The sequence below is a fragment of the Cohnella baijiui genome (genome assembly GCF_020731285.1).
GTDB lineage: Bacteria > Bacillota > Bacilli > Paenibacillales > Paenibacillaceae > Cohnella.
In genome coordinates this window covers 64,692-91,388 of the sequence record NZ_JAJFOW010000024.1, presented here as the reverse complement: position 1 = coordinate 91,388, position 26,697 = coordinate 64,692, and the positions used below count along the sequence as shown (strand labels likewise).

Genomic DNA, 26,697 nt, shown 5'->3' with positions numbered 1-26,697 from the left:
CTGGCCTTATCGGTCCGGGCTTCCTCCGCGAACGCGTTATTCAGTTGGAAATCAACCGATAACGTCTGCCAAGAATACGGCCATCATCATCACGACTTATCCCTCCCGTTTACGAATAATTCGATTATAGCATAATGAGCGGCAAATGGGAGCCGAAAAATATATTGACAAAATATTATTTTTGTGTTATGATTAATATTTAATGTATTTACATAACGTATTTGCTCTGATACGATGACTTTTGCCGCTTGCTGCGCTCTTTTCCGAGTCCGGCGTCGGCCAGACGATTTCGAGAGGAGCACGAAGATGAACATTTCCCCCGGCATCGCTTTGCTGCCCATCTCCGCGACGATGATGGGCAACACCGAGACGATCTACCCCACCCTGCTGACCGACGACCGCCACGCCGTTCTCGTGGACGCCGGCTATCCGGGCCAACAGGACCTGATCCGCGCAGCGCTTGAAGAGCGCGGCGTTCCGCTCGAACGGCTGAGCGCCGTCCTCCTCACCCACCAGGACTTGGATCACGTCGGCTCGCTGCCCGCCCTGCTCGAGATGGCTCCAACGGGGATCGAAGTGCTCGCCCACGAAGAGGAACAGCCCTACATCCAAGGCGACCGCCAACCGCTCAAGCTCTCGCCCGAGGCAATTGAAGCGGCCGTTGCGGCTTTGCCCGACGCGGTGCCGGACGCTTGGAAACAAGCGTTTCGGCGTACGCTGGAGCAGCCGCCGCGCGCCGCCGTCGATCGCGCGCTGACCGGCGGCGAGACGCTCCCCTATGCCGGAGGCGTCGAAGTCGTCGCCACGCCCGGCCATACGCCGGGACACATCAGCCTTTACCATCCCGCCAGCCGTACCTTGATCGCGGCCGACGCATTGACCGTCATCGAGGAGGAACTCCGGGGACCGGACCCTCGGACGACGCTCGACATGCCGCAGGCGTTGGCGTCGATCCGGCGATTGGCATCCTACGAGATCGCTACTGTCATTTGCTATCACGGCGGCCTCTACCGCGGCGACGTCCGTGCGCGGCTCGAGGCCATCGCCGGGGATTAGGACTCCCGGCTGCGGGGCTCGCACGTTTCCGCCGGGTCCGCATCGGACCGGACAGCGGATACGTATCGGCCGTAGCCCTGCCGCGCCATCTCCTCGAGGGGCACGAAGCGAAGCGCGGCCGAGTGGATCCGGTAGTGCAGCTTATCCGGCCCGGGACCGTCATGCAGCAAGTAGCCCAGATGATTACCGGACAGCCGGCTGCGCAAGGCGGTGCGCGGCCGCCCGCCTCCGAGCTCGGCCGTTCTGCGGATGAAGCCCTCTTCGACCGGCTTCGCGAAGCTCGGCCACCCGGTGCCCGAATCGAACTTGTCGGCGGAGCTGAAGAGCGGGTCGCCGTTCGCCGCGTCGACGTACAAGCCCGGCCGATCGCAATTCCAGTAGGCGTTGTCGAAGGGCGGCTCCGTTTTCCCCCGCCGGATGACGGCGTATTGCGGCTCGGACAGCTGCGCCAGCAGCCGCCGCTCGTCCTCCGGCCGGTGCCAGGTCCGCTGCAGGTACGCTTCCCTGCCGGAGCCTTCGAGATAGCGCTTGTAGTCGTACGGATGCGACTTGTAGTAATGCTGGTGGACGTCTTCCGCCGGATAAAACGGGCCGGCCTGCACGATCTCGGTCACGATCGGCTTCTTGTACCTGCCGCTGGCCGCGAGCGCGCGCTTTGACGCTTCGGCCGCCTTGCGCTGCGCCTCGCCGTGGTAGAAAATCGCGGTCCGGTACGAAACGCCGCGGTCTTCGAATTGTCCGCCGGCATCCGTCGGATCGATCTGCATCCAGAACAGCTCCAGCAGTCGTTCATAGGGAAATCGGTCGGGCTCGAAGACGATCTGCACCGCCTCGGCGTGCCCCGTCGTCTCGGATCCGACCTCCTCGTAGGTCGGATTCGGCCGATGCCCGCCAGTGTAGCCAGAGACGACGGAGCGGATGCCCGGCAGCTCGTCGAACGGCTTCACCATGCACCAAAAACAGCCGCCCGCGAACGTGGCCAGCTCCGTTTTTTCTTCGTAGGCTGTCAATGCGAATCTCCTCCTCGCGCCGGGTCTGCGGCCTTGTTCGCTGCTCCCGGCCCCTCTTCTATGACTACTTTACCCGGAAAGGGGCAAGCCGTTCAAACCCTTCCATATTTTGTATGGCCGTCCGTAATATTTGAATATGTCGCTTCATAAAGTGATAACAAGGACAAATGTCCTTCGACAGCAAGGATAAGGGCGGTCGGCGATCCTTCCGGAAGGGAGGCGAGTCGGGTGACGATTAGAGACGCATTGAGCTTGATGATCGGATTCGGGACGTTCGTCGTTGCGTTGCTGGCCCTTGTCGTCAGTATTGTAAACACCGTCGGCAAAAAGAAATAAGACCGCCCCGCCCGGGAATCGGTCTTGTCGAAAAACGAACCATACGCAGCGCCGCCGCCGTTATCGGCCGTCGGGTAAAGGGTCGGCTGCCACCGACCCTTTACCATTCCTATTTCCCCCTCCCCATTTATATGCGCGCAAATCGCGGGCGTCCGGGAATTGCGCCGTAACCCTTCACTTCCCATGGACGACGGGGAACTCTCCGATACGAAGCTTCGCGCTGCCGTAAGGAACCAGCTCCAGCTCCACCGCCTCCTGCCCCTCCGTATGCGGATTCAGCGGCGGCGCGCCCGCGCTGCTGCCTTCCATCGGCCAATTGCGCACCAGCATTCCTTTCGTCCGCAGCTTGACCGGCGCCTCCCGGGCGAGGAACGGCTGCCGGGTCATCTCCCCGAGCACCGGCTCGAACCCGACGTCCTGCAGCAGGCCGTATCGCCAGGCGGTCGTCGGATAAATCTCCCAATCGCTGAACCGCTCGCGCCGAACATGCGGCAACCATTGCTCTCCGATCGGCAGCGCATAGACGAGCGGCCCCCGTTCGACGCTGACCGCGTACAAATTGCGCGTCGACGTCACGGTCCGCATCGGCAGCCGGAGCTCGAGCCGGTCGCCGTCTTGCCACTCCCGTTCTACACGGACGAATCCCTTCTCCGCTTGCGGGATTTGCAGCTCGCTCCCGTTCAGGTACAGACGGGGAGCTTCGCACCATGCGGGAAGTCGCAGATGCAAGGCAAAGCGCTCCGGCCGGGCGAGCGCGAGACCGATCGCGACCGATTCGCGAAACGGATAGTCGCCGGAGACCGTCAGCGCCGCTTCGACGCCCGAGCCGACCGTCGTCCGCACCTCGCAAGGCGCATACGACACCACCGCAAGCCCGCCGGCTCCGTCCGACATCCACGCATGCGAGACGAGCTTCGGCCAGCCCTGGTGCATGTTCGCGGTGCAGCAGCCGAAATGAGGCTCCAGGCCGAACAAGTTGGCTTCGTCGCCGTTGCTCCAGTCCCGCTTGGCTACGTTGCATACGACCTGGTTCACCTGCTGGTCGTACTGGTGCGACGTCCAATCGGCGGAGATGGCGGCCGGAAGCGCGTTGAAGGCGACTTTTTCCAGGATATCGCCGTATCGGCCGTCCCCGAAGATTCGGACCAGCTGCTCCATCGTGTACATGTATTCCACGACGGCGCACAGCTCGACGCCCTGGGAGGGGTGCGTGCCGGAAAGCCATTCGTCGCCGGAAAACATGCCATGCGCTTGGCCGTGATGCGTCATGAGGCTGTCGATGCCCTTGCGAACGGCTTCCTCTTGCTCCGCGCTGCCATCGAGCTCATAACGAAGTCCCGGCGTCTTCACGCCCATCGCGACGTTGACGACGTGCGTCCGGTGATCCCAATGCTCGACCTTCCGCCAGAACGGGAACCGCTCCAGAATGCCGGTCCAGTCCGTCGTCTGCCGCGATACAACGCCGGACAGTTCCAGCAAAAACGGCTCGCCGGTTCGCCGGTACGTCCAGTGCAGCGCGAGCATCAGCTCCGCTCCCCGCGGCACCGCCCATTCCCGAAGCGGACATTCGTCGATATGCCTCGCGACGTAGCGGAAAAACTTCACGAGGAACGGCACGATGCGCGCGTCGCCGGTCGCCTCTTCGAATTGGATCATCACCTTCAGCATGATCATGTAATGCCACCAGTCCTGCGAGGCCACTTCGGCGTTAACCGTCGAGATGCGGTCCGGCCCGAAGGATCCGTCCTCTTGCTGGCTGGCGAGCGACCACTCGATCCAGCGCCGGGCTTTGGCGATGAGGCGCTCGTCCTCCAGCAGGTACGCGAGCGGCACGAGGCCGTCCAGGTAGTAAGGCCCCCGTTCCCAGCTCTCGCCTTGTCCGCCGATCCATCCGTTGTCCGGCCCGACGTCCTTCCAGTGTTCCTCCAGATGCCCGGTCAGCCCGTCCGCCTGCAAGCGGAGCTGATCCCGGAGCCAGCCAAGCGGCTTGATCCGGCCGAGCGGCAGCGATTCGAAAGCCGTAGCGTGCAGCTTCATATCGGATATACCTCTCCTTTGTCTTTTCGTTCTCATGGGGAATATATCACGGCGCGAAGCGTAGATAGAATATCGGATCACGACCTGAAATTGTCCGATCTGAACTTATGATAGGGTGAAAAAAGGCTTCTTCAGGCCAGATTTATCGCAATCTTTTGCCTGAATGCGATTTGGGACGTACAATGAAAGGAATCGCGCAAAACCGCCTGCGTATCCCGCACTCCAGGAGGTCGTCATTCCGATGTCGGAAATCCGGTTCATCTCGCCCCCGCTGCCCCATTACATTTTGAGCGGGGAGGACACATACGCACCCGGCGTCTCTCACGCCTCCCGCAAAGACATCGGCGTCTTCGATCTGCTGGCGGTCGATCGAGGCTGTCTGCATATGGCCGAGGAAGACGCTGTCTACGACGTTACGGCAGGCGGCTATCTGATTTTGCGGCCGGACCGCTCCCACCGTGCCGCCAAACCATGCACGCAGGAGACGCATTTTTACTGGCTGCATCTTCAGATGCTTGGCGCGTGGCACGAGACGACGTCCACCCAGATCTCCCTCGATCCGATCGACGACAATCCTTACGTCCAGGTGAACCAGTTCACCTATCAGATCCCCCGGTTCGGACGAATGCGTCAGCCCTCCGCCGTCTTCGGACTGATGGACGAGCTGCACCGGCTCGACCGCGAGCCGTACGCCGTCGACCGCCTGAAGCAGCAGAAGCTGTTCCAGGAATTGCTGCTGCAGCTGCTGCCCGAGCCCGTCCAGCCGGCTTCGCGCCACCCGCAGCTGGCGGTCGCCGAGCAGGCGGCCGCGTTTCTGCGGACACACCATCGGCGGTCGCTCTCCTATGCGGAGCTGGCCGAGGCGGTGCATTTTCACCCTGCCTACATCGCCCGCTGCATGAAAGCCGTCTTCGGCTGCACGCCGCTCGAATACGTGACCCGCTATCGCATCGAACAGGCCAAAGGATTGCTCGTCCATACCGACGAGCCGGTCGGCCGTATCGCCGAGGCGGTCGGCTTCGGTTCGTTTCCGTTTTTCGTGCGCTGCTTCGCCAAGCATGCCGGCTGCCGGCCGCGCGAATACCGGATGCGCTACCGGGAAAGCGGGGGGCGCTAGTCGCGGTTGCGGCCGCTGTCGCGGTACTGGCCGGGCGTTAACCCCGTATGGCGCTTGAACGTCCGCTGGAATGTCGTCTCGCTCTGATAGCCGACGCGTTCGGCGATCTCCCGGACCGAAAGGATCCCGAGCGCGAGATAGCGTTTGGCCGCCTCCATCCGGCATCCGATCAGGAATTGGATCGGGCTCGCTCCCGTCTCTTCCTTGAATAGATGCGCGAGGTGGTAGGCGTTGACATAGGCCAGCCTGGCCAGCGAGTCTAGCGTGATCGGCCGGTCGTAATGCTCCTCCATGTACCGCATGGCGGTCAGGACCGCCGCCCGCCCCGGCTTGCGGGACGCGGCTGCCGCCGTTTTCCCGTGGACGTCGCGGGCCAGTCTCCCCAGCAGCGCGCCGAGGAGATGGTTCGCGATGTTGCGCGATTCCGGCCCGACGTCCGCCGCTTCCCGGATGCACGCCCCGAGCTCGCGCGCAAACGCGTCGGCCCGGTCGCCCAGCGGCAGCACCGGCGCCGTTCCCGGCGCCAAAAAAAAGTCCGGGGGCATCCCCCGCAGCGCCAGTCCGCGGAACCCGACGTACAGCGCCCGGAATGGATAGACGGTCGACTGCTCCTCGTGCCAGACGCCGCGATGGTAGAGCAGCAGCGTGCCGGCAGTCGCCTCGTACGTCCGGCCGTCGATCCCGAAGACGCCCCCGCCCCGGTCAACGAAAAGCATTTCGCTCATCTGGTCGTGCTTGTGCATCTGCAGCGAGAAAGGACGTTCCTTGCTGCATTCGAAGATTTGCCCACCCAGCAGAACAGGCGAACGGATGACGACCGACGCCTCCTCCATCCCTTTTCCCCCTATCGCAAGATCGGATAGCCGACTTCGCAAGAATCGCCATTGTTCCCGTTTGCGTTTCTATATACATTAGGCGTGAAAGCGCAATCTCCTTCCGGAAGAAGGAACGGCGCTTCGCTACTCGTCCGGCAGCCCGGAACCGCCGGCGCCGGCAAAGGAGGATGGATCGGCTTGCTTCGATTCGCCAAGCGGCGATTGTCCGCGGAGAAATACGAGGCGTGCTCGGTATTCGACGTCAATGAAGACGGAATCCCGGATATCGTGAGCGGTGCCTATTGGTACGAAGGACCGGATTACGTCCGGAAGCATCGCATCTGCGAGGTGACGGCGGTCAACGAGTATTACGACGACTTTTCCGACTTTCCCCTGGACGTAAACGGCGACGGCCGCCTGGACATCGTCACGGGCGGGTGGTGGGGGCAAACGCTCCGTTGGCGGCGCAACCCAGGCCAAGCGGACGAAGAATGGCAAACGTTCGACATCGACGTCTGCGGCAGCATCGAGACGATCCGCTTTTGCGACATCGACGGCTGCGGGACGCCGGAGATCTTCCCGAATACGCCGTCGGAGCCCCAAGCCTACTACAAGCTGCTGCGGGACGCCAATGGCAGGGCGAACGGCCGGTTCGCCCGGCACGTCATCGGCGCCGAAGCGAGCAGACACGGCATGGGATTCGCCGACCTGACCGGCAACGGACGGCTCGACGTCATCCTTTCGAGCGGCTGGCTCGAGCAACCGATCGATCCCGCGGCGGGTCCTTGGACGTTCCATCGCGAGTTCGATCTCGGCTCTGCGAGCGTTCCGATTCTCGGCTGGGACGTCAACGGAGACGGCCTGACGGATCTGATCGTCGGCCAAGCGCACGATTATGGATTGCATTGGTACGAGCAGCGGCGCGCGGCGGACGGCACCCGATCCTGGATCCGCCATGAGATTGACGGTTCCGGATCGCAGTTTCACGATCTGCAGCTCGTCGATCTGGACGGGGACGGCGTGCCGGAGCTGGTGACCGGCAAGCGGTATCGCGCGCACAACGACGGGGATCCCGGCGCGCACGATCCGATCGGTCTTTACTACTACAAGCTCGAGGACGGGCGGTTCGCAAAGCACGTCATCGACTACGGACCGGCGGGCGAGGCGTCCGGCGCGGGCATTTTCTTCTGGACGGAGGATCTGACCGGCAACGGCTATCCCGACATCGTCGCGCCCGGCAAAGACGGATTGTACCTGTTCGAGAATTTGGGCCCGGGAGGCGAAAAAGGATGAACGGAAAGCTGAGGATCGGCTTCGTCGGCGTCGGCGGCATGGGTCAGATGGCGCACCTGTCCAACTATGCGGCGTTGACGGAGCAGTGTGAAGTGGTCGCTTTGGCCGAGCCGCGCTCGCGCATGGCCCGGCTGGTGGCGGACCGCTACGGGGTGCCGGAGGTATACGAGGATCACCGCGAGCTGCTCGCGCGCACCCGGTTGGACGCAATCGTCGCGCCGCAGCCGTTTCGCCATCATGCTGCGATCGTGCCCGATCTTTTGCGGGCGGGAATCCCCATCCTGACGGAAAAGCCGCTGGCGCTAACCGCTGCGGCCGGCCGGGAGCTCGTGCGGATCGGTCGGGAAAGCGGCGCTCTGCACATGGTCGGCTACCACAAGCGGTCCGATCCCGCGATGGCGTATGCCAAGCGAACGATCGACGCCTGGAGGTCTTCGGGAGATTACGGCAGCATGCGCTACATCCGGGTGACGATGCCTCCCGGAGATTGGATCGCAGGCGCCGACCGACCGCTCGGCACAGACGAGCCGTATCCGCCCGTCACGCTGGAGCCCGGTCCGGAACGCTACACGGAGCGTCAGACGGCGCTGCTGGACAGCTTCGTCAACTACTATATTCACCAAGTGAACGCCATCCGTTTTTTTCTAGGGGAGGATTACCGGCTGACGTTCGCCGATCGTGCCGGCGTTCTCCTCGCCGGCGAAAGCGGCGGCGGCGTCACCGTCACGCTCGAGATGGCGCCCTACGCCACCTCGCACGAATGGCACGAGCAAGTGCTCGTCGCGTTCGAGCGGGGCTTTGTCCGAGTGGACCTTCCGGCTCCACTCGCCCGGCAGCACCCGGGCGCCGTCACGGTCCTGCAGGACAACGTGGCCGTCGGCGAAGCGATCAGGTACAGCCCCGTGCTGCCCAATGTCTCGGCGATGCGCCAACAGGCGATCAACTTTCTCGCGGCCGTCCGGGGGGAGCGTCCGGCCCCTTGCGAGGCGGCCGAAGCGCTGGAGGATCTCGCCTTTGCGGAGTCGTACGTCGATTACCGGATCCGCCACTACGGCGAGGTGTGATCCGCGTTGCGGACTGGCGCCGGGGTGGTTCGATGTTGGCGGGCGGATGGTCGTAAGTTACCGTTGGGATGGTTCGGTGTTCGCAGGCGGACGGTCGCATAAGGTCGGACCGTACGACCGTCCCGCGGCCCCGATGTATTCGATTTTTCGTATAAATGGGACCGCGCCGCCGCCCCGTGACCCCAATGTATTCGATTTTTCGCATACATGAGACCTCATCGCCGCCTCGCGGCCCCGATGTATACGATTATTCGCATACATGAGACCTCATCGCCCCTCGCGCCCCAATGTATTCGATTTTTCGCATACATTTGGCCTCATCGCCGCCCCGCGACCCCGATGTATTCGATTTTTCGCATACATGAGACCTCATCGCCACCCCGTGACCCCGATGTATTCGATTTTTCGCATACATTTGACCTCATCGCCGCCCCGCGACCCCAATGTATTCGGTTTTTCGCATTCATTTGGCCTCATCACCGTCTCGCGATCCCCATGCATACGATTTTTCGCATCCATCGGATCTCTGCAAGAAAAGCCCAACCCGGATGCCATCGCATCCGGGTTGGGCTTTGCCGCCTTGCCGCTTTGCCGCATTGTTGTTTTCCGGCACCCGCCGGCTCTATCCTTCACCGCTTTGCCCCGCTGGCGGCGATCCGGCTCGATTCCCGCACGACGAGCTTCGGCAGCAGCCGGATTTCTCCGCCCTCCCGGGGGACGCCGCGAATGCGGTCCATGAGCAGCCGCGCCGCCTGCCGGCCGATCTCCTCCTGCATCATCGCGACGGAAGTCAGCTTCGGATATACCCGGGAGGCGAGATCCAGGTTGTCCATGCCGACGATCGCCATCTCGTCCGGCGTGCGCAGCCCGGCCTCCTCGCATGCCTTCATGACGCCGATGGCCATCAAGTCGTTGGCGGCCACGATGCCCTCGGGCCGTTCCGCCCCGCGCAGCATCGCTTGGGCCGCCAGATAGCCGCCCTGCTCCGTGTAGTCGGATTCGGCGACAAGACGCTCGTCGAAGGGCAGGCCCGCGGCGGCCATCGCATCCTGGTAGCCGCAAAACCGTTGATGCCCGGTCTGCTCGCCCAGGCTGCCTCCGATGAAGCCGATGCGCGTCAGGCCTTGCTCCAGCAGATGTCCGGTCGCCAGCTTGATCCCCTCGTATGTGTCCACGTAGACGTAGTCGAACCGGTCGCTGCCTTCGGAGGAGACATACTTGTTCGTCAGCACGACCGGCGCCTGAAGCGCGTTGATGGCCCCGATATTGGCTTCGCCGAAGTCGAAGGAGACCATGATCATGCCGTCCGCGACCTTTTCCTTCACGTTCTGGATCGCCTTGAGCTCTTCCTTCAGGCTGTGCTTGGTATAGAATAAAATCAATAGATAGCCGTATTCCTCTAGCACCTGATTGATGCCGTTGATCATATCGAAGTAGAAAGGATTGCAGATGTCGGGCACGGCGAACAAAATCTTGTTCGTCTGCTTCATCTTCAGCGCCTTGCCCGCGCTGTTCGGGGCGTAGTTCATCTCCTCGGCCGCGGCGAGGATCCGGCTCTTCGTCTTCGGTCCGCAGTAGCCTCTGCCCGACAGCGCCCGCGACACCGTCGAAGGAGAGACGCCGACCCGCTCGGCAATGTGATAAATGGTGTGCTTGTCCATCCTGTCCTCCATACGGGGATTGGCCGCGTTGCCTTCGGCTCCATATGGTTCCACACTATCACCTCGCGAGCAGTTTATCAAATTCTTCCAACTATTTCCCCTCCCAATCGAATGGAAGGAAAACCTCCTGCATCGAATTCAAGCGGGAGAAAGCTCTCTTGCAGCGAAATCGAGCGGGAAGAAGCTCTCCTGAAACGATTTCAAGCGAAAGGAAACTCTCCTAGAGCGAAATCGAGCGGAGAAAAACCTCCTGCAACGAATTCAAGCGGAAGGAAGCTCATCTGTTTCGAATTCAAGCGGCAGGAAGCTCTCCCGCAGGTGAAATCGAGCGAAAGAAAGCCCCCCGCTGCGAAACGTTCTCACGCTCAACGGATTTGGATCTGCACCTTCCACAGCTCAGGATCTTTAGGCGCGGCCAAAAAGGCCGGCGTCTCCTCCAGCGAGATGACCTTGGAGACGAGCGGTTCAAGCGCGATGCGCCCCGTCTTCACCCAATCGAACGCGGGCAGGAACGTCCGGTTGATCGCCATCGACCCGAGAATCGTCCAGTCCCGACGGTACAGCTCGAACGGGTCCAGACGCACCTGCGTCCCGACCGGCGCGACGCCAAATTGCAAATACGTTCCGGCCGGCCCCACGTACGTCAGCGCCTCCTCGATGACGGCCGGGATCCCGGTCGCGTCAATGACGACGTCGTACCGCCGCCCCGCGAGCCGATCCCGCTCCCGGACCCGAATCCCCTCGGTCGCGCCGAGCGAGCGCGCCATCTCCAGCTTGCGGTCGGAGACGTCTACGACCGCAAGCTCCGACGCGCCGGACTGGGATAGCGCCTGCACGAGCTGCAAGCCCATGGCGCCGGCGCCGAACAGGAGCACGGACTGCCCCGCGCGCAGCCGGAGCCGGTTCATCGCATGGACGACGCACGCCATCGGCTCGATAAACGCGGCCGTGGCGAACGACATGTCGTCCGGCAGCAAGACGACATTGGCGGCAGGCACCGCGACGAACTCCGCCATGCTGCCGTTGACGGTATTCCCCAACGCCCCCCACGATTCGCACTGGTTGCCCGATCCGGTCAGGCAGTAGCGGCAGCGTCCGCAAAACAGTGAAGGGTCCGCCGTCACCCGGTCGCCGACGGCCAAATTCGTCACGTCAGACCCGACCTCGTGAATCGTTCCCGAAAATTCATGCCCCGGGATGAGCGGATAAGGGGAAAGGAACTCCCCTTCGAAAATATGAAAGTCGGTCCCGCAAATGCCGACCCGTTCGACCGCGACGACGACTTCGTCCGGACGCGGGGACGGATACGGGACCTCCTTGACGGCCGCGCGGCGCGGCGCTTCGATAACGATCGCTTTCATAAGCTGCCTCCTCGTCGATTTCGCGAATGTGACGGAGCGGGCGGCCTCGCGGGAGACTCGCCCCCCGAAAGCCGTCCGCCCCGCATGGTCTTAATTTTTCGTCATGCTGAAGTCGTCCGCCTGAATCCAGGTGTCCGCATTGTTCGCCCAGGTGCCTGCGTAGATTTCCACGCTGTGGCGGTTGCCGGCGTTAAACGTGACCGTCTGCAGCGTATAACTGCCTAACGGCTGCGTCAGATGGACCTCGCCGAGGACCGGTCCTCCTCCAATCGCCCGGGCGCCGAAGTAGCCGTCGTTTTGGTTCGGAGATGTCCGAATCCAGGCGCTCAGCGTATAAGAGGCGTTCGGCTCGACGGCGATCTCCTGCTTGACGGCGTTCCAGCCCGTCGTGTTTCGCGCCCAGGCGTTGTTCGCGCCCGTATGGGCAAAGCCCAGGTTGCGGTCCACGCCGGCGTTGCCGTTAGCGTACCAGGGCGACGTCAGCGACCCGGACGGCTGCTGCTCGAAGCCCGCCTGGGCGACGAGATTCGCGCTCCGCGTCAGGTTGACGTCATCCAGCTGCATCCACGTATCCCCGTTGTTCGCCCAGATGCCCCCGTATACCTCGACGATCGTATTGGCGCCCGAGTTGAACGTGGCGGTCAGTTCGGTATAGGCGCCGAGCGCCTGGAACCGCGTCTCGCCCAGCACCGGCCCGTTGCCGGGACTCCTCGCCCCGAAATAGCCGTCGGTGTTGTTCGCCGAGGTGCGAACCCAGCCTTTCAGCGTATAATCCGTATTCGGCTGAACGACGACGCGTTGCTTCAGCGCGTTCCAGCCGCTGTTGTAGCGGACGAAGCCGTTGTTCTGCCCCGATCGGGCGCCGCCGTTGCTGCGGTCGATGCCGCCGTTGCCCTCGACGTACCAGGGCGCCATGACGGGCGTCGCTTCCTGCGTCTCGAAGCCGGGCTCGGACAGCAGGTTGCCCCCGGAAGCGTCCGCGCTGAGCGTCGTCTTCATCAGAAACGTATTGTACGGCGTCCACTGGGACATGACGAAATACATGTCCGTTCCGTTCATGGACCACGGGTGGATAAAGGCGTTGTACAGCCCCGGGTAATCGGAACCTTTGGCCAGCAGCTTTTCCCCGCTCCAGGGACCCGTCAGCGTGGCGGAATCCCGCATGACGACCGCCTGGCGATGTTCGTTCAGATACGTCATGACGTACCGGTTGAAATGCGCGTTGTAGGCGACCGACAGTTCGCCCGCCACGCCGATGGCGACCGGGGCGGCGGCGGACTTGGAGGCGGTCCAGCCGTTCCCGTCCCAGTATCGGTAGTCCCCGATGTTCAGGAGGCCGGTTTCGGCAACCCGCGATAGGTAGACATTGCCGAAACGCCCGTTCGGCGTCGAGTACATGTAGACGAATCCGCCGTCCTTTACGAAAGCCGCCATTTGGAACGGATCGGACCAGGTGCCGTTGTTCGCCCACCGCGCCGTCGGGTGCTTGATCCACGTCTGGCCGTTGTCGTCGGAGTAAGCGATGCCGGCGTAGTTGGTGAACCATTCGCCGGGGTTGCCCCAGTGATTGACCGACATGTAATGGATGTAGTGCCGCGTGCCGACGGTGACCCCGGCGGTCGGGATGACCGTGATCTCGTCGTTGTTGATTTTCTTGGACGACAAGAGTTCCTTGGCGTGTCCCGGCGTATCCTGAATCATCGTCGAAAAGGACAAGCCGTCCGCCAAATTCGTATCCGAGGACTTGGCCAGCACGTTGCTCCGCCAGCCGCCGCCGCAGCCGCCGTTGCCGCACCATCCGGGACCGAACGTATCGCCGAACAGCGCGAAGATTTCGCCGCCGCCTTTGTCCCACAGAATGCCGAGGTCGGTGCCCTCCACCTGATATTGGGAAGCCGTCTGGTTCGGATTCGGGAGCGTCTCTCCCGCGGGCGTGGCGCCCGTGACGCGGGCGACCTTGACGGTACCGCTAGGCGTAATCGCCGAGGCGGTGCCGGAAAATACCGCCGCCGCGGCGAACACCGCCGTTAGCGTGCCGTATGCGAATGTACTTCGTTTCATTTGCGCATCGACCTCTTTTCAACGGAATGGAACGTGCCGCTTGCCCTCAAGCGTATTCGATCATGACGACGGCCGACGGCGGAAGCGCAAGCTCGGCGGTGCCGTCCCCGGCCTCGCGCAGCGCGACGTCCCGGTCCGGATCCGCGCCCGGCCGGTAAAGACGCGCTTCCCGGCGCAGCGCCGGACGCGGCAGCTCGTCTTGCGCCGGCAGCCGGACGCGAATCCGCCGCTCTTCTTCGCTGACGTTCGCGAAGAACAGCGCCACGCGCTCGTCCCGGTACTGCCAGGCCGAGTGCACGACGGCATCGACCTCGAGCTCGCCGGCGTCGTTGTATTCGGGCGTCTCCTTGCCGTGGTTGTAGTGCTGCCAATCCAATACGATCCGCTCGCTTGCGAAGGCGAGCGGACGGAGCATCCGGCCGTACGCCCAGTAGAGGCGGGCGTCGCCGACGCGCAGCCGCGCGTATAGGGACAGGTAGCCCGCTCTTGCCGGCGAGAACGCGTAGCCGCGTGGATCGAACGGATAATAGTGCTCTTCGGGCGCGTTCTCCAGGCCGTCCAGCGCCTCCATCGGACTGTATTCGTAGTTCAACTCGTACAGGCCGCCACACAGGTAAGTACGGGCCACGGTAAAGCGATAAAGCGAGCCGATCTCCTCGACCAGCTTGCCCCAGCCGTCCATCCGCAGCGCCCCGTATTCGTGGTACACGTAGGCGAACATCGGAACGAGCTCCGCGTCGCCGGACTTCAGCAGATCGCGGATCGGCCAGCCTTCGAGCGGCGCCGCCGGCTGTCCGCCGGCTCTTGCCTGGTAATAGTCGATCAGGTCCAGCATCGTCTCGTTCATCATCTCCGTGCCCATCGGCACGCCTCGGCCTGCCGCTTCGCGCATGGCCGCTTTCGTGTCGGCGTAGTTCCGGCGGTACGCTTCCTCGATGATCCGGCCGGCGCCGACCGGGTGTCCGTGCGATTCGTCCATGCAGATCTTCAGAATGTTGTTGGCGGAGATGTCGTAGTAGATCGCGTCCACGTCGTCCGACCGCTGCAGCGTCTCGTCGCGCCGGACGTGGAAATCGTGCGTATAAGGGTGGGCGGGGCACAGGAACGGGAACTTGTAGGCGTCGATGCTTTTCTTGTTTTCCGGAAACCGCTGCGCCGCCTCGCGCCCCAATTCGCCGTCCGCGCCTTCGAAGTGGTACAGGTAATCGAATTCGAACGGTGCGAATCGGTCGCCGTTCTCGCGAATCCAGTCGAGATTGTCCGGGTTGAACCGGGTCGGGAACCAGTCGTCGAAGCCGCCGGGCACGCCTTTGTAAAACGTCTGGGGCGCGTTCGTCCAGTCCGGGCCGAGGACGTGAAAGATCGGCGTGCCGATGTGCGCCCGGTACGCGCGCAACCATGGCGTACGGTCCGAACCCGCGTTGATCCCGAACGTTGCGGCGCCCATCTCCTCGTGGAGCCAGGCGGTTCCTTCCGCGCCGCTGCGGTCGGCCAGCAAGCCGTGCGCGCACCATTTCTGCCGAACGGCCCATGCTTTGTAGCGATCCGCGGCCTCATACCAGTCGCCGGCGTCCAGGAACGCGACCAGCACCGGGTACGCGGGCGCAAGACCGCGGCCCGGAGCCATGTCCTCGCAGCCGTGGATGAACGAGGCTTCGAGCAGGTCGTTGCCGTTCTTGTAGAAATTCAGCCACTTCGGACAACCATCGCCGTCGGGCGTCGCCACGTACAGTCCGCCGACGCCTTCGCCGCAATAGGCGAAAAATTGCATGGTCGATCCGGAGAAGCTCTCTGGATAGGGCATGTACCGGAACCCCGCGCCCCCCGCGACGAAGCGGCGGAGCGGATCCCGCACCTTGAAGCCCGTCGCGAACGGATGCGCGACGTAGTCTTCTCCGTCTCCCCGAATGGCGCCGATGTTCGGCAGGATCGGATATTCCAGACTCAGAATCCGCTCTCCGGAGCCGTTGTCCGCCGCGCAGCGGAACGACGCTTCGCCGTCTTCCGGCGCGAGCGAGACGGTCGCCCGCACGACGACGCCGGATGCGGTGCGCCAGGTCAGCGCCGCCGCATCCGATCCGTCGCCCGTCTCCAGCCGCGTCCATTCGAACGAATCGAACGCCCCGCTGAAGCCGTCGTCCGTCTCCAACCGGAACGGATCGGCGGGCAAGCCCGCATCCGCCATCGCGATTAGATCGATGCCTTTCGCAAGATCGCGCATTCCCCGCACCGTCCCGTCCGTCTCGCTGAGGTCCAGCCGCATGCGCGCGTTTTCCAGTCGGATCAAGGCCCTTCGCCTCCTTTATTTCAACCCGGAAATTTTAATGCCCGAGATGATGTACCTCTGGAAGATGAGGAACAGGATGATCGTCGGCGTCGCGGACAAGGCGGAGCCGGCCATCAGCATCCCCATCTCGGTCGCGCGCTCGGAACGGAACGTATAAAGGTACTGCATAATCTGGAACAGGTCGGGATTGGTGATCGTCATCGTCGGCCACACGAAAGAATTCCAGTAGGCCAAGTAGGAGCCGATCCCCACAATGACGAAAACGGGAAAGGACATGGGCAGAAACACGCTGGTGAAAATGCGGACCCGCCCCGCCCCGTCGATCAGCGCCGCCTCCTCCAGCGCAAGCGGAATGTTCAGATAGAACTGCCGGATGAAAAACATGTGGCCGGCCGAAGCGACGCCCGGCAGCACGAGCACGCCGAGCGTGTCGAGCATCCCCATCTTGTTGACCACGATGAACGACGTCAGCAAGATCGCCATGCCGGGAATAAACATCGTCGTGATGACGTAGACCCACAAGACCTTTTTAAAACGGAATTCGAGCCGGGCGAACACATAGGCCGCGGCCGAGTTAACCCCGAGGCTCAGCGCCGCGAACAAGATGGCTCCGCCGAAGGTCACCCCCATCGCTTTCAGGAACGCCGGGTCCCCCAGGATGTCCGTATAGTTTTGCACGAGCCATTGCTTGGGGAAAAACCGGAACGGCGTCGCGAGCACTTCGGCCCGTCCCTTGAACCCCGCCAGGACGACCCACAGCAGCGGGAACAGCGCGAGCGCGGTCACGAGCGCGGCGATCGACGTCAGCGCCGTTCTTTGAATGCCGGTAAGCTTGTTCACTCTCGTTTCCTCCTCTCCGCCGGTTACCCGTCGACCGCTTTCTCCGAATTGAGAATCCGGAAGATGATCGCCGAGATGCTGCCCAGCACCACGAACAGCAGAAGCGAGGCCGCGATCGAATTGCCGACCATCACGTCGTTGCGGAAGTGGTTCAGAATGTATAGGTTCGGCGTCGTCGTGACGCTTAGCGGACCGCCGTTCGTCATGACGAGCGACAGCTCGAACTGGGAGATCTGCGCCGTGAAGCCGGTGACGAGAAGGTACAGAATGACGTTGCGCATGAGCGGGATCGTGATATGCACCATTTTGGTCCACGTCCCCGCGCCCTCCAGGTCCGCCGCTTCGTAATAGCTCTCGGGAATGTCGTGGAGTCCCGCAAGCATAATCAGCGTCGTCAAGCCGAAGCCAAGCCAGATCGCCGGGGCGGCCACACTGGGCAGCGCCGTCGCGACGTCCGCCAGCCACGCCTTGGGCTCGGCGCCGAACAGGCCGATCAAATAGTTGGCCAATCCGCCGGTGTAGTCGAAGATGAAGACAAAGATGACGGAAGCCACGATGCCCGAGATGATCGTCGGGATGTAGACGGACGTCTTGACGAAGCCGGAAAACCGGGGGCCGAGGCGTTTGATGACGTTGGCGAACAGAAAGCTCAGCACGAGCATCGCCGGCATGACCATCAGCGCGAACTTGAGACCGACCCACACCGACTCGAGAAACAGATCGTCCGTGAGGACGAGGCGAAAGTTGCGGAATCCGACGAACACGGAATCCTGATAGAAACTCCAGTCATAGAAGCTGACTCGGAGCGCGTAGACAAACGGAATGACGACGAAGATCGTCAGCAGGATGAAGATCGGCGCGAGCAGCAGATAGGCTGTGCCGTTGTCCTGACGGAAGTTTTTGTTGCGCATGTCCATCACCGTCCATAGGCTCGGATAAGGGGGGACAATCCGGGCGGCTGCGGCGCCGCCCGGATCGCCTCGTTCGCTAGGCTTTCGGATTCGTGCCCGCGAGTTTGTTTTTCTCGATGAAGTCGTTGATGTCTTTCTCCGCTTTGGCGATCGCTTTGTCGACGCTCGTGCCCTTCATGGCCGATTCGATCCCCGTCGAGAGCGCGAAGCTGATATCCCACGGATAGATCGGTTCCGCCTTGGCGTAGGGGATGACCTTTTCCGCGATCATGGCGCGCCAGGCGTCCTTCGATGCGTCCGGATCCGACTTCATCGCTTCGTCGACGGATTTGCGCGGCGAGAACTTCGAGAACTGGGCGGTCTTGAAGAAGTCGATCATGATGGCCGGGTCGCCGGCGAGCAGATAGGAAATGAAGGAAGCCGCCTCTTTCGGATGCTGCGCCTTGCCGTCGACGGCAAGCGTCCAGCCGCCGAGCGTTGCGGTCGTCTTCGTCTGGTCGCCGTCGATCGAAACCATCGGCGCGACGCCGACTTTGTCGAGCATGTTTTTGTACGTGTTGCGGAGTTGCCCGATCGCCCAGGAGCCGCACACCTCCATCGCGACCTTGCCTTCGCCGAACGGCTTGATATCCGCGTATCCGGCGAGCGCCTGCTTCGGCATGGCGCCGGATTGGTAGGCGTTCTGGTAGAACTCGAACACCGATTTGTAGGCGTCGTTGTTAATGTCGGCCTTCGACCAGTCGTCCGTCAACGCGAGATGGCCGGCGGCATTGTACTGCATTCCCCAGCTGGACCAGCCCAGATCGGGCGCGGTCTGAGCGGTCGCGAGACCGAACACGCCTTTTTTCGTCAGCTTCTTGGCGTCGTCCAGCAGCTCCGCCCAGGTGGTCGGCGGCTTCTCCGGATCAAGGCCCGCTTCCTGGAACAGGTCCTTGCGGTAATAGAGGACAGCGGACGGCTCGACGAGCTTCGGATACGCGTAGTACTTGTCGCCGACCGTGACGAAGTCGCGGATGTTGTCGTACAGATCGTCGAATGCGGCGGGGTCCATCAGGTCGTTCAGCGCCATGATCTGCCCGGTCTTGGCCGCGTTGGCCACGTTGCCGTAGTTGATCGTGCGGATCTCGGGCGCCTTGCCCGCGGCTTGCGCGGCCTTCATCTTTTGATCCCACGCGTCCCCCGGCACGATCGTCAGCTTGATCTCGACGCGATCTTGGGACTTGTTGAATTCGGCGACCCATTTTTTGAACCATGCGTCGGTCGTGTCTTCGAATTTTTGCGCCCAAAATTCAATCTTGACCTTTTCAGCCGGCGTACTGTCGCTCGGGCTCGCGCTGGCCGATGCGCTCGGAGACGCCGGAGCGCTGCCGCCGCTCGGGCTCGGGTCTGCGTTTTTGCCGTTCGAGCCGCCGCAGGCCGTCAAAACCATGGACAGGATGAGGAGCGAGGAGCTGGCGATCGTCCAGGTGCCGCGTTTGCTTCTTTTTGCTTGTTGAAGCATGGTGAATCCTCCCTTTTTTTAAATGTCGTGCTATTTAAACGCTGAGCGTCTAAACCGAATGTCGTAGATCCCCAAGCAACGATTAGGGATTCGCGCTCTGAATCCGCTTTCATTTTTCCAGCGAAGCCCTGAACCAGAACACGTTGTACGGATCCCAGAGCGACAGCGTAAAGTAGATCGTCCGGCCGCCGTCCGTCGTATAGCGTTCATTCATGAACGGCCCATACAATCCGGGCTGCTCCGCGGAAGTCACCAGGTCGATCGGCTCGCCCCATGGTCCCCACGGCGACAGCCCTTCGCGGATGACGACGCCCCTTCCTTCTTTCAGGTAGGTCATCAGCCACCGCTTCAGGTACGGATTCCAGACGACGGACAGCTCTCCGGCCGTATCGTCCACGACCGTCTTCGCCTCCGCGAGATCGGCGCTCCAGATCGGCCGGCCGCGATCGTCCAGACCGGCATAGTACCGGTAGTCGGACAGCCGCTCCAAACTCGGCTCGGCGACCTTCATCAGCTTGACGCCGCCGAAGCGGCCGGACGGGATGCCCCACAAATAGAGCTCGGCGTCCTTGCTTCCGCTGTCCTTCACGAGATAGGGACTGATCTGGATAAAGTCGCCGTCTCCGGGCCACCGGACGTCGTCCAGCAGCGTCCAGTTCTGCCCCTCGTCCACCGACTTCGCGAGACTCGCGTAGTTCGCGTCCCAGCGGCCCGGCTCTCCCCAATGGTTGACGGACATGTAGTACAAGTACAGGGCGCCGTTTGCGGCGACGCCGTGCGTCGGAATTTTCGTCATCTCGTCGTAGTCGGCCTTGCGCGAGGGCAGCAGCTCTTTGGCCGTGCCGATATCGTCCGTGATCATGCCGTCCAGTCGGATGCCGTCGGACGGATCGGCGTCGTTCGTATAGCCGATCGTATTGGACCGCCAGTAGCTGCCGCCGCCCCCGATCTGGTCCGGCGAGCGTTCGCCGAACGTATCGCCGAAGACGAAGTACGTCCGGTCGCCCGCGTTCATCATGGAGCCGAGGTCGGTGCCATAGACGGCGTAGCGGTCGGTCTGGCTGGGCGATTCCGCCCCCGTGATCTGCCCGACCTCCCGCACGTCCGTCACCCCCTTCAGGAGAAACGTCTTGCCTTTCGCGTCCAGCATCGGATTCGTCCCGGCGCCGGAGCAGCCCGCCAACACCAGGAGCAGGGCGGCGGCGCCAGCCACCGCGGCTGCGCTTCTCATCTTCTCATCCTCCTTCGACCGGCGCCGTGCGGCGGTCAGGGATTGTCGTGCTCGAAGATCCGCGACAGGTTGGCGGGGTCGAACGGCTTGATGTCCGGCAGCGGCAGGCGACCTTCGACTTTTGGCAGTGCCGGGAACGGCTGATGCGGCTCCTGCTGGTACCAGTACGCCGTCGAGGAGACGTCGTCGCTGCGGTGATTGTTGTGACCGTGCTCGATCGTCACCCGGATGCTTTTCTCGAACATGATCGGATCGAGAATATGGTAGCGGTACGTCGAGATTTTGCCGCTCCAGTTCGGTCCTCCGCCCAAGATGATGCCGTGATACGGGGTGCATACCTCTTGCTGCGGACACCAAGCGGTATTAAAGTAGTCTTCCATTCCCGTGCCGTGCAGCGTCGGGGGCCAAGACTCGCCGTCGATGAAGATCATGTCGTCGCCTTCGCCGTACCAGTTCCACTCCCGGGTGTCGCGAAGGTTGTGCACATTGAAGTTGCAGCCGATGTAGTGACCCTTCCCGACCGCGTCCAGGATGAGGTAGTTGCCGTCGCCGGTCGTGTTTTTGCCGCCGAACTCGAACGTCGCGTTGTCCACGCCGTCCTCCGGGATGCCGTCCGTCGGGTTTTCCCGACGCCACTGCGCATGGAATCGCAGTTCGTCCGACGGCAGCGAGTCGTAGGCCTCGTAGTCGATATAGAAGTAGAATTTGATCGGCTGCTCCGCTTCGCTCTCGACGACGATGCGGGCGCCGCTCGCGAAAGGCATCCGGAAAAAGCAGTTAAACGCCTTGCCGTCTTCCGGACTCATCATGAGCGCGGCCGACGTATAGTTGCGGGTCAAGCCGTGCCCCATGCCGAAAAAGTCGCCGATCGGCGCTTCCACGCTCGGTTCCGTCTCTCCGTCCCAGTACATGCGGAGGACGATTTTGCGGGGCAGGTAAGCTTCTTCCGCCGGTGCGTCCGTCGCCATCGTCATCCAAATGTGCGTAATGGCGCCCGCGCCGGGGATGCTGCAGATTTCCGCCACGTCTCCCGGCCGAATGGAGTAATAGTCTTTGTTGCCGCCCGTGCGGTCGTAGCTGGACTCCCGCTTGCGGCGACCTGAACGGACGAGGCTCAAGGAAGAAAGGGAGGTAGGCAGATTCATGGTTAGCGCTCCTTTTGTCGAAATTCTGCGAATACTGCAATCGATTGCACAACAGTTGGCAAGACCCGATCAGATGCGACCGGTCTTGAGGTTTCGAAGCCGTTTCATGACGTCGCTTGCGCCGCGGCCGAAATAGTCGTGAAGCTCGGCGTAGGCCGCGTACAGCTCGTCGTAGACTCGCGCATGGGCGGCGATGGGCCGATACGATTCCTCGCGGATTCTAGCCATTCGGTCGGCGGCCTCGACGATCGTATCGTAGCCTCCCGCCTCGGCGCCCGCGGCGACCGCGCCGAACATTGCGGCACCGAGTGCGGCCGTCTGCGTGGAGTCCGCGATTTTGATCTCCCGTCCGGTCACGTCCGCATAGATCTGCATGAGCAGCCTGTTGCGCTGCGGCAGCCCGCCGCAGGCGTACAGCTCGTCGATCGCCACGCCGGCGGCCGACAGCGTCTCGATGATCTTGCGCGTGCCGAACGCCGTCGCCTCGAGCAGCGCGCGGTAGATTTCCGCCGGCTTCGTCCGGAGCGACATGCCGACAAGCGCTCCACCCAGCTCCGCGTCCATGAGGACCGAGCGGCTGCCGTTCCACCAGTCGAGCGCGAGTAGGCCGCTTTCGCCCGGCGCCAGCTTCGCCGCTTCCCGCTCGAGCCAAGCGTGAACGCTTAGCCCCACCGCTTCGGCTTCGCGGACTATCTCGACCGGCACGGCTTCGTTCACGTACCAAGCGAACAGATCGCCGACGGCCGGCTGACCGGCTTCATAGCCGTAGTAGCCCGGGACGATGCCGTCCTCCACGACGCCGCAGATGCCTTCGGCATGCGCCTCCGTCTCGCTGAGCAGCAAATGGCACGTAGACGTGCCCATGGCCAGCACCAGCTTGCCGGGGGTAACCACCCCGACGGCCGGGACCATCGCGTGGGCGTCGATGTTGCCGACGGCGACCGACGTGCCGGGTCGCAGGCCTGTGATGGCCGCCATCTCCCCGGTCAAGCCGCCGGCCCGCGAGCCGAGCGGCAGAACCGGGCCGCGCAGCTTCGCGGTCGCCAGATCCGCGAGGCGCGGATCGAGCGAGCCGAGGAACGAAGCGGACGGGTAGCCGTCGCGCTTGTGCCAGGCGGCTTTGTAACCCGCCGTGCAGCTGTTGCGCGTGAGGTTGCCGGTCATTCGGAGAACGACCCAATCCGCGGCTTCGATAAACGTATCGGCCTGCTCGTACAGGCTCGGCGCCTCGTTCAGAATCTGCCACACCTTGGCGATCATCCATTCGGACGATTGCTTGCCGCCGTACCGCGCGGGGAACGATTCGCCCGCGGCCGCGGCTGCCGCGTTCAAGCGGTTCGCCTCCTCCTGGGCAGCGTGGTGCTTCCACAGCTTCACCCAGGCGTGCGGGTTCGACTTCCATGCGTCCCGGAAACAGAGCGGCGTGCCCTCCGCGTCGAGCGGCATCATCGTGCAGGCCGTAAAGTCGATCCCGATGCCGACGACGTGCGCCGGGTCGACGCCGGACGCGCGCAGTACTTCGGGCACCGAACGCCGCAGCACCTTCAAGTAGTCGTCCGGATGCTGCAGCGCCCAATCGTAGCCCAGCTTTTCGCCCGAGCCGGGCAGCGCTTCGTCGATCACGCCGTGCGGGTAAGGCGTGACGTGGGTGGCGACCTCTTCCCCGGTGGCGATGTCGACGAGCAGCGCCCTGCCCGATTCCGTGCCGTAGTCGACTCCGATCGCGTATCGCTTGGTCATCTCGTTCGCCCCCCCTTCCTACTTGTACAGCGGCCCGTAAGCCGCGCAAGCCCGATAGTCCGCGCCGACCGGTTCCAATCCGCCGAACGCCGACCAGGCGCTCGGGCGAAAGATCCGCTCCTCCGGCACGTTGTGCATGCTGACCGGGATTCGCAGCATCGACGCAAGCGTGATCAGATCGCCGCCGATGTGGCCGTAGCTGACCGAGGCATGGTTCGAGCCCCAGTTGTTCATGACTGCGTACACGTCCTTGAACAGCCCTTCGCCCGTCAAGTTCGGCACGAACCAGGTCGTTGGCCAGGTCGGGTTGCTCCGCCGGTCCAGCACGTCGTGAATGTCGTCCGGCAGCTCCACGGTATGACCCTCAGCCAGTTGGAGCACGGGGCCGACGCCGGCGATCAGATTGATCCGCGCCATCGTGACCGGCATGCCGCCTCGGGTCGTGAAATCGGTGGAGAAGCCGCCCCCCCGGAAAAAGTCGACCGCCGGACACCACTCCGTCGCATCCAGGCAAGCTTGGACTTCGGCCTCCGTGATCTCCCAATGCGGCTTCATCGCGGGCGCCCCGCCCCTCGTCTGCCGTCCGGTTCCGTCCAACGCGGCCGGACCGGAGTTGATCAGGTGGATGACGCCGCCGGCGGCAAGGCCCGTCAGCTCGCGCCCGCTCACCCGCTTCACCGCTTCCGGGCTCCAGTAGGTGCGGACGTCCGCGAAAATCTGCGCCGCGTCCGTCAGCAGATGCCCGAGCAGCATCGTCACGCCGTTCAGCGTGTCGTTCTCGGTCGCGACGATATATGGTTCGCGGATGCCGTTCCAGTCAAAGGAGGAGTTCAGGATCGCCTCCATAAAGTCTCCGGTCGGGAAATAGTCGGTCCACGCGCGCTGTCCCTGGAAGCCCGCCGCGATCGCATGTCGGCCGAGCGCTTCCTCGCCGTACCCCATCTCCGCGAGCTTCGGATTGCCGACCATGAGGTCGCGGGCGATAAGCGCCATCTTGGCGACGGTTTCCCAGTCCTTCTCCTTTTGCTCGTCGGAGCGCTTCAGATGCGGCGGATTGACGTCCTCGCCCGGCTTGCAGTTCGCCTTGATCCAGGCGATGGCGCGCTCGTACTCGTCCCGGTCGTAGATGCCGAGCTCCAGCCGGCGGACGAACTCCGTCATGTCGACGTATTCGTTGCGCATGCCCAGATACCGCTGGTAAAACGTCTCGTCCGCCACGCAGCCGGCGATGCCCATCGAGACCGAGCCCATGGACAAGTACGCCTTGCCCCGGATCGTCGCCACGGCAAGCCCCGCTTTTGCGAACTGGAGCAGCTTCTCCTGCACGTCAGGCGTAATCTCCGTATCCCCGATATCTTGAACGTCGCGGCCGTAAATCGAGAAAGCCGGCAAGCCTTTCTGATTGTGGGCGCTCATCGTCGCCGCCAGGTAAACCGCCCCCGGCCGTTCCGTGCCATTGAAGCCCCAGATGGCCTTCGGCCGCGTCGGATGGGTGTCCATCGTCTCCGTCGGGTAGCACCACGACGGCGTGACGGAAATCGTGAGCCCCACGTTCTCCCGGGCGAACTTCTCCTCGGCGCGCGCCGCCTCGGCGACGCCGCCAATGCACGTATCCGCGATGACGCACTCGACGGGAAGGCCGTTGCTATGTTTCAACCTTTCGGAAAGGAAGTCTGCGGTGCGCTTGGCCATCTCCATCGTGACTTCTTCGAGCGATTCCCGAATGCCGCCTCTGCGACCGTCGACGATCGGACGAATGCCGATCTTCGGCAACTCGCTCTGCAATCGATTGCACATTGGGTAAGTATTGTTCATCTGATCCTCTCCTGACTGACCTATGGAATCCCGCTTCGGCGACTTGCACGACGATCGCCGCCTCCTTGCCGAGTCGGGTGTTTGCAAACGGGGATGGATGGGCGGTTGGGACCGGGTTAGCGGGTGAAGCGTCTGCCCGGCTGCCGGCCCTTAATTCAGGCGGTTCACTTCGTGCCGGAAAATCTCGACCGCAGGCTCGAGCGCTTCTCCCTTGGCGTCGATCCTGCGCAGCAGGAGCTCGCCCGCTCTCGTCCCCATCTCGTAGGGACGCTGATCGATATAATAGAGGCCGGGTTCCTTCAGCAACGATCCCGCCTCGACCTCTCCGAAGGACGCGACAGCCATGTCGCCGGGGATGCGCAATCCGTTGCGGACGATTTCGAGCAGGACGCCGAGGCTCATGCGGTTGTTGAGCGAAATGACGGCCGTCGGACGCGGCTCGGCGGCGAGAAATTTGCGAACAGCCAGAATGCCGTCTTCGGTGGAAAATTCGCCGTTGTACACGATCGGCTCTGTCGTCACCCCATGCGCCCGCAGCGCCTGCAGCACGCCGTCGTACCGTTCCCGGCCGGTGCTCGCGCGCGCCGGGCCGTTCACGACGCCGATGCGGACGTGGCCGTCTTCCAGCAACTGACTCGCGAGACGGAAGGCGCCTTCCGCGTTGTCTTCCGCAACGAGGTCGAGGCCTGCCCCTTCGTCGTCCTCCTCCAGCTTGCGGTCCACGAGGACGATCGGCACACCCGCATCGGCCAGCCGGCGAACCGTGCCGTCGTTGCCGCCCGCGGTCGCGAGCACGATGGCGTCCACCCGCTTTTCCTGGAACAGCTGAAGCAGCCGTTCTTCCTTGTCCGGGTTCTCGTCCGAGCTGCCGAACATCAGTTGAAAGCCTTCCGGGCCGACGACGTCCTCGATCCCTCGCGAAATGCCCATGAAGTACGGGTTCGAAATATCCGGCACGATGACGCCGATCATAAACGTCTTGTCTTGCTTCAGACTGCGTGCGATGGCGCTCGGCTGATAGTTCAGCCGGTCGACCGCTTCCATCACCCGTTCTCTTACTTCGTCGCTGACGTAACCGCTCTCGTTCAACACGCGGGAAACGGTCGCCGTCGAGACGTCTGCGGCTGCGGCGACTTGCTTGATCGTTGCTTTCGACACTTGCCCTTCACCTCAAAACGTTCCTTGCGCTTTCTTGTAAACGAGTACGTAATCGATTACACACTCAGATTACAAGACGACCGGGCGGGCTGTCAACCATTATTTTTGAGGCGTTATCGGAAGGGTTGGGGCGCTGTCCGACGGCTGGATTGGCGGTTCTTGAAGGACGGTATGGGCCGCTTCCGCCGGCGTTTCGCGGGAGTAGGGGCGCGGCGAATGTGCCGGGAGCAGCACGTGGCGCGGCGTTAGCGGGGCGGC

The 26,697-nt window shown here is 62.9% G+C and carries 20 protein-coding genes; 4 read left to right on the top strand and 16 right to left on the bottom strand.

Annotated elements, in window-relative coordinates; genetic code table 11:
• Positions 1-306 precede the first annotated feature (306 nt).
• Positions 307-1,056, top strand: coding sequence for an MBL fold metallo-hydrolase (locus LKX83_RS20190; RefSeq protein WP_227884267.1), 750 nt, complete (start codon positions 307-309; stop codon positions 1,054-1,056).
• Here LKX83_RS20190 and msrA read toward each other — a convergent pair.
• The 3 genes from msrA to LKX83_RS20175 form a co-directional block, all read right to left on the bottom strand.
• Positions 1,053-2,066, bottom strand: a complete 1,014-nt coding sequence (gene msrA / locus LKX83_RS20185; protein ID WP_227884265.1) for a peptide-methionine (S)-S-oxide reductase MsrA — start codon at positions 2,064-2,066, stop codon at positions 1,053-1,055. The genes LKX83_RS20190 and msrA overlap by 4 nt on opposite strands.
• A gap of 92 nt (positions 2,067-2,158) precedes the next feature.
• Positions 2,159-2,509, bottom strand: a complete 351-nt coding sequence (locus tag LKX83_RS34720) for a hypothetical protein (protein ID WP_465249336.1) — start codon at positions 2,507-2,509, stop codon at positions 2,159-2,161.
• 67 nt (positions 2,510-2,576) lie between these two features.
• Positions 2,577-4,439 (bottom strand): beta-L-arabinofuranosidase domain-containing protein, encoded by a 1,863-nt coding sequence (locus LKX83_RS20175; RefSeq protein ID WP_227884262.1) that lies wholly within the window; start codon positions 4,437-4,439, stop codon positions 2,577-2,579.
• Positions 4,440-4,680: 241 nt separating this feature from the next.
• On the opposite strand from LKX83_RS20175, the gene LKX83_RS20170 reads away from it, so the two are divergent.
• Entirely contained in the window at positions 4,681-5,556 is an 876-nt protein-coding gene (locus LKX83_RS20170) for a helix-turn-helix transcriptional regulator (protein ID WP_227884260.1), read from the top strand.
• On the opposite strand, the gene LKX83_RS20165 is transcribed toward LKX83_RS20170, so the two are convergent.
• Positions 5,553-6,389, bottom strand: coding sequence for a helix-turn-helix transcriptional regulator (locus tag LKX83_RS20165; protein WP_227884259.1), 837 nt, complete (start codon positions 6,387-6,389; stop codon positions 5,553-5,555). The two genes, LKX83_RS20170 and LKX83_RS20165, sit on opposite strands and share 4 nt — an antisense overlap.
• Before the next feature lie 180 nt (positions 6,390-6,569).
• Between LKX83_RS20165 and LKX83_RS20160 the strand changes: the two genes are divergently transcribed.
• Entirely contained in the window at positions 6,570-7,664 is a 1,095-nt protein-coding gene (locus LKX83_RS20160; RefSeq protein ID WP_227884257.1) for an FG-GAP repeat domain-containing protein, read from the top strand.
• Complete coding sequence (locus LKX83_RS20155; protein ID WP_227884255.1) at positions 7,661-8,728, top strand: Gfo/Idh/MocA family protein; 1,068 nt, start codon at positions 7,661-7,663, stop codon at positions 8,726-8,728. Before LKX83_RS20160 ends, LKX83_RS20155 begins: the two co-directional genes overlap by 4 nt.
• Before the next feature lie 629 nt (positions 8,729-9,357).
• Here the strand turns inward: LKX83_RS20155 and LKX83_RS20150 are convergent.
• The 12 genes from LKX83_RS20150 to LKX83_RS20095 form a co-directional block, all read right to left on the bottom strand.
• Positions 9,358-10,389, bottom strand: a complete 1,032-nt coding sequence (locus tag LKX83_RS20150) for a LacI family DNA-binding transcriptional regulator (RefSeq protein WP_227884253.1) — start codon at positions 10,387-10,389, stop codon at positions 9,358-9,360.
• A gap of 365 nt (positions 10,390-10,754) precedes the next feature.
• A complete protein-coding gene (locus LKX83_RS20145) occupies positions 10,755-11,750 on the bottom strand; it encodes a zinc-dependent alcohol dehydrogenase family protein (protein WP_227884250.1) in 996 nt (331 codons plus the stop codon).
• A 90-nt stretch (positions 11,751-11,840) separates the two neighbouring features.
• On the bottom strand, positions 11,841-13,811 hold the full coding sequence (locus tag LKX83_RS20140; RefSeq protein WP_227884248.1) for a DUF4185 domain-containing protein: 1,971 nt from the start codon (positions 13,809-13,811) through the stop codon (positions 11,841-11,843).
• A 46-nt stretch (positions 13,812-13,857) separates the two neighbouring features.
• Positions 13,858-16,098 (bottom strand): DUF6259 domain-containing protein, encoded by a 2,241-nt coding sequence (locus LKX83_RS20135; RefSeq protein ID WP_227884246.1) that lies wholly within the window; start codon positions 16,096-16,098, stop codon positions 13,858-13,860.
• Between the two features lie 15 nt (positions 16,099-16,113).
• Positions 16,114-16,938: a carbohydrate ABC transporter permease gene (locus LKX83_RS20130; protein ID WP_227884245.1), complete on the bottom strand. Its 825-nt coding sequence runs from the start codon at positions 16,936-16,938 to the stop codon at positions 16,114-16,116.
• 23 nt (positions 16,939-16,961) lie between these two features.
• Entirely contained in the window at positions 16,962-17,849 is an 888-nt protein-coding gene (locus LKX83_RS20125; RefSeq protein ID WP_227884242.1) for a carbohydrate ABC transporter permease, read from the bottom strand.
• Between the two features lie 76 nt (positions 17,850-17,925).
• On the bottom strand, positions 17,926-19,350 hold the full coding sequence (locus LKX83_RS20120; RefSeq protein ID WP_227884240.1) for an ABC transporter substrate-binding protein: 1,425 nt from the start codon (positions 19,348-19,350) through the stop codon (positions 17,926-17,928).
• 109 nt (positions 19,351-19,459) lie between these two features.
• The gene (locus tag LKX83_RS20115) at positions 19,460-20,581 is read right to left on the bottom strand and encodes a DUF4185 domain-containing protein (protein WP_227884238.1); all 1,122 of its coding nucleotides are present in this window, start codon (positions 20,579-20,581) and stop codon (positions 19,460-19,462) included.
• Between the two features lie 35 nt (positions 20,582-20,616).
• Entirely contained in the window at positions 20,617-21,726 is a 1,110-nt protein-coding gene (locus LKX83_RS20110; protein WP_227884236.1) for a glycoside hydrolase family 172 protein, read from the bottom strand.
• Positions 21,727-21,795: 69 nt separating this feature from the next.
• Positions 21,796-23,466 (bottom strand): ribulokinase, encoded by a 1,671-nt coding sequence (locus tag LKX83_RS20105; protein ID WP_227884234.1) that lies wholly within the window; start codon positions 23,464-23,466, stop codon positions 21,796-21,798.
• 18 nt (positions 23,467-23,484) lie between these two features.
• Complete coding sequence (locus LKX83_RS20100) at positions 23,485-25,281, bottom strand: L-fucose isomerase (protein WP_227884232.1); 1,797 nt, start codon at positions 25,279-25,281, stop codon at positions 23,485-23,487.
• Positions 25,282-25,431: 150 nt separating this feature from the next.
• Entirely contained in the window at positions 25,432-26,439 is a 1,008-nt protein-coding gene (locus LKX83_RS20095; protein WP_227884230.1) for a LacI family DNA-binding transcriptional regulator, read from the bottom strand.
• Between the last annotated feature and the right edge of the window lie 258 nt (positions 26,440-26,697).

Excerpts from the sequence above, each read along its gene's own strand:
- LKX83_RS20165 (WP_227884259.1), bottom strand. The coding sequence starts at position 6,389 with ATGGAGGAGGCGTCGGTCGTCATCCGTTCGCCTGTTCTGCTGGGTGGG.
- LKX83_RS20120 (WP_227884240.1), bottom strand. The coding sequence starts at position 19,350 with ATGCTTCAACAAGCAAAAAGAAGCAAACGCGGCACCTGGACGATCGCC.
- LKX83_RS34720 (WP_465249336.1), bottom strand. The coding sequence starts at position 2,509 with ATGGTAAAGGGTCGGTGGCAGCCGACCCTTTACCCGACGGCCGATAAC.
- LKX83_RS20150 (WP_227884253.1), bottom strand. The coding sequence starts at position 10,389 with ATGGACAAGCACACCATTTATCACATTGCCGAGCGGGTCGGCGTCTCT.
- LKX83_RS20115 (WP_227884238.1), bottom strand. The coding sequence starts at position 20,581 with ATGAGAAGCGCAGCCGCGGTGGCTGGCGCCGCCGCCCTGCTCCTGGTG.
- LKX83_RS20105 (WP_227884234.1), bottom strand. The coding sequence starts at position 23,466 with ATGACCAAGCGATACGCGATCGGAGTCGACTACGGCACGGAATCGGGC.
- LKX83_RS20110 (WP_227884236.1), bottom strand. The coding sequence starts at position 21,726 with ATGAATCTGCCTACCTCCCTTTCTTCCTTGAGCCTCGTCCGTTCAGGT.
- LKX83_RS20100 (WP_227884232.1), bottom strand. The coding sequence starts at position 25,281 with ATGAACAATACTTACCCAATGTGCAATCGATTGCAGAGCGAGTTGCCG.
- LKX83_RS20190 (WP_227884267.1), top strand. The coding sequence starts at position 307 with ATGAACATTTCCCCCGGCATCGCTTTGCTGCCCATCTCCGCGACGATG.
- LKX83_RS20170 (WP_227884260.1), top strand. The coding sequence starts at position 4,681 with ATGTCGGAAATCCGGTTCATCTCGCCCCCGCTGCCCCATTACATTTTG.
- LKX83_RS20175 (WP_227884262.1), bottom strand. The coding sequence starts at position 4,439 with ATGAAGCTGCACGCTACGGCTTTCGAATCGCTGCCGCTCGGCCGGATC.
- LKX83_RS20155 (WP_227884255.1), top strand. The coding sequence starts at position 7,661 with ATGAACGGAAAGCTGAGGATCGGCTTCGTCGGCGTCGGCGGCATGGGT.
- LKX83_RS20140 (WP_227884248.1), bottom strand. The coding sequence starts at position 13,811 with ATGAAACGAAGTACATTCGCATACGGCACGCTAACGGCGGTGTTCGCC.
- LKX83_RS20125 (WP_227884242.1), bottom strand. The coding sequence starts at position 17,849 with ATGCGCAACAAAAACTTCCGTCAGGACAACGGCACAGCCTATCTGCTG.
- LKX83_RS20145 (WP_227884250.1), bottom strand. The coding sequence starts at position 11,750 with ATGAAAGCGATCGTTATCGAAGCGCCGCGCCGCGCGGCCGTCAAGGAG.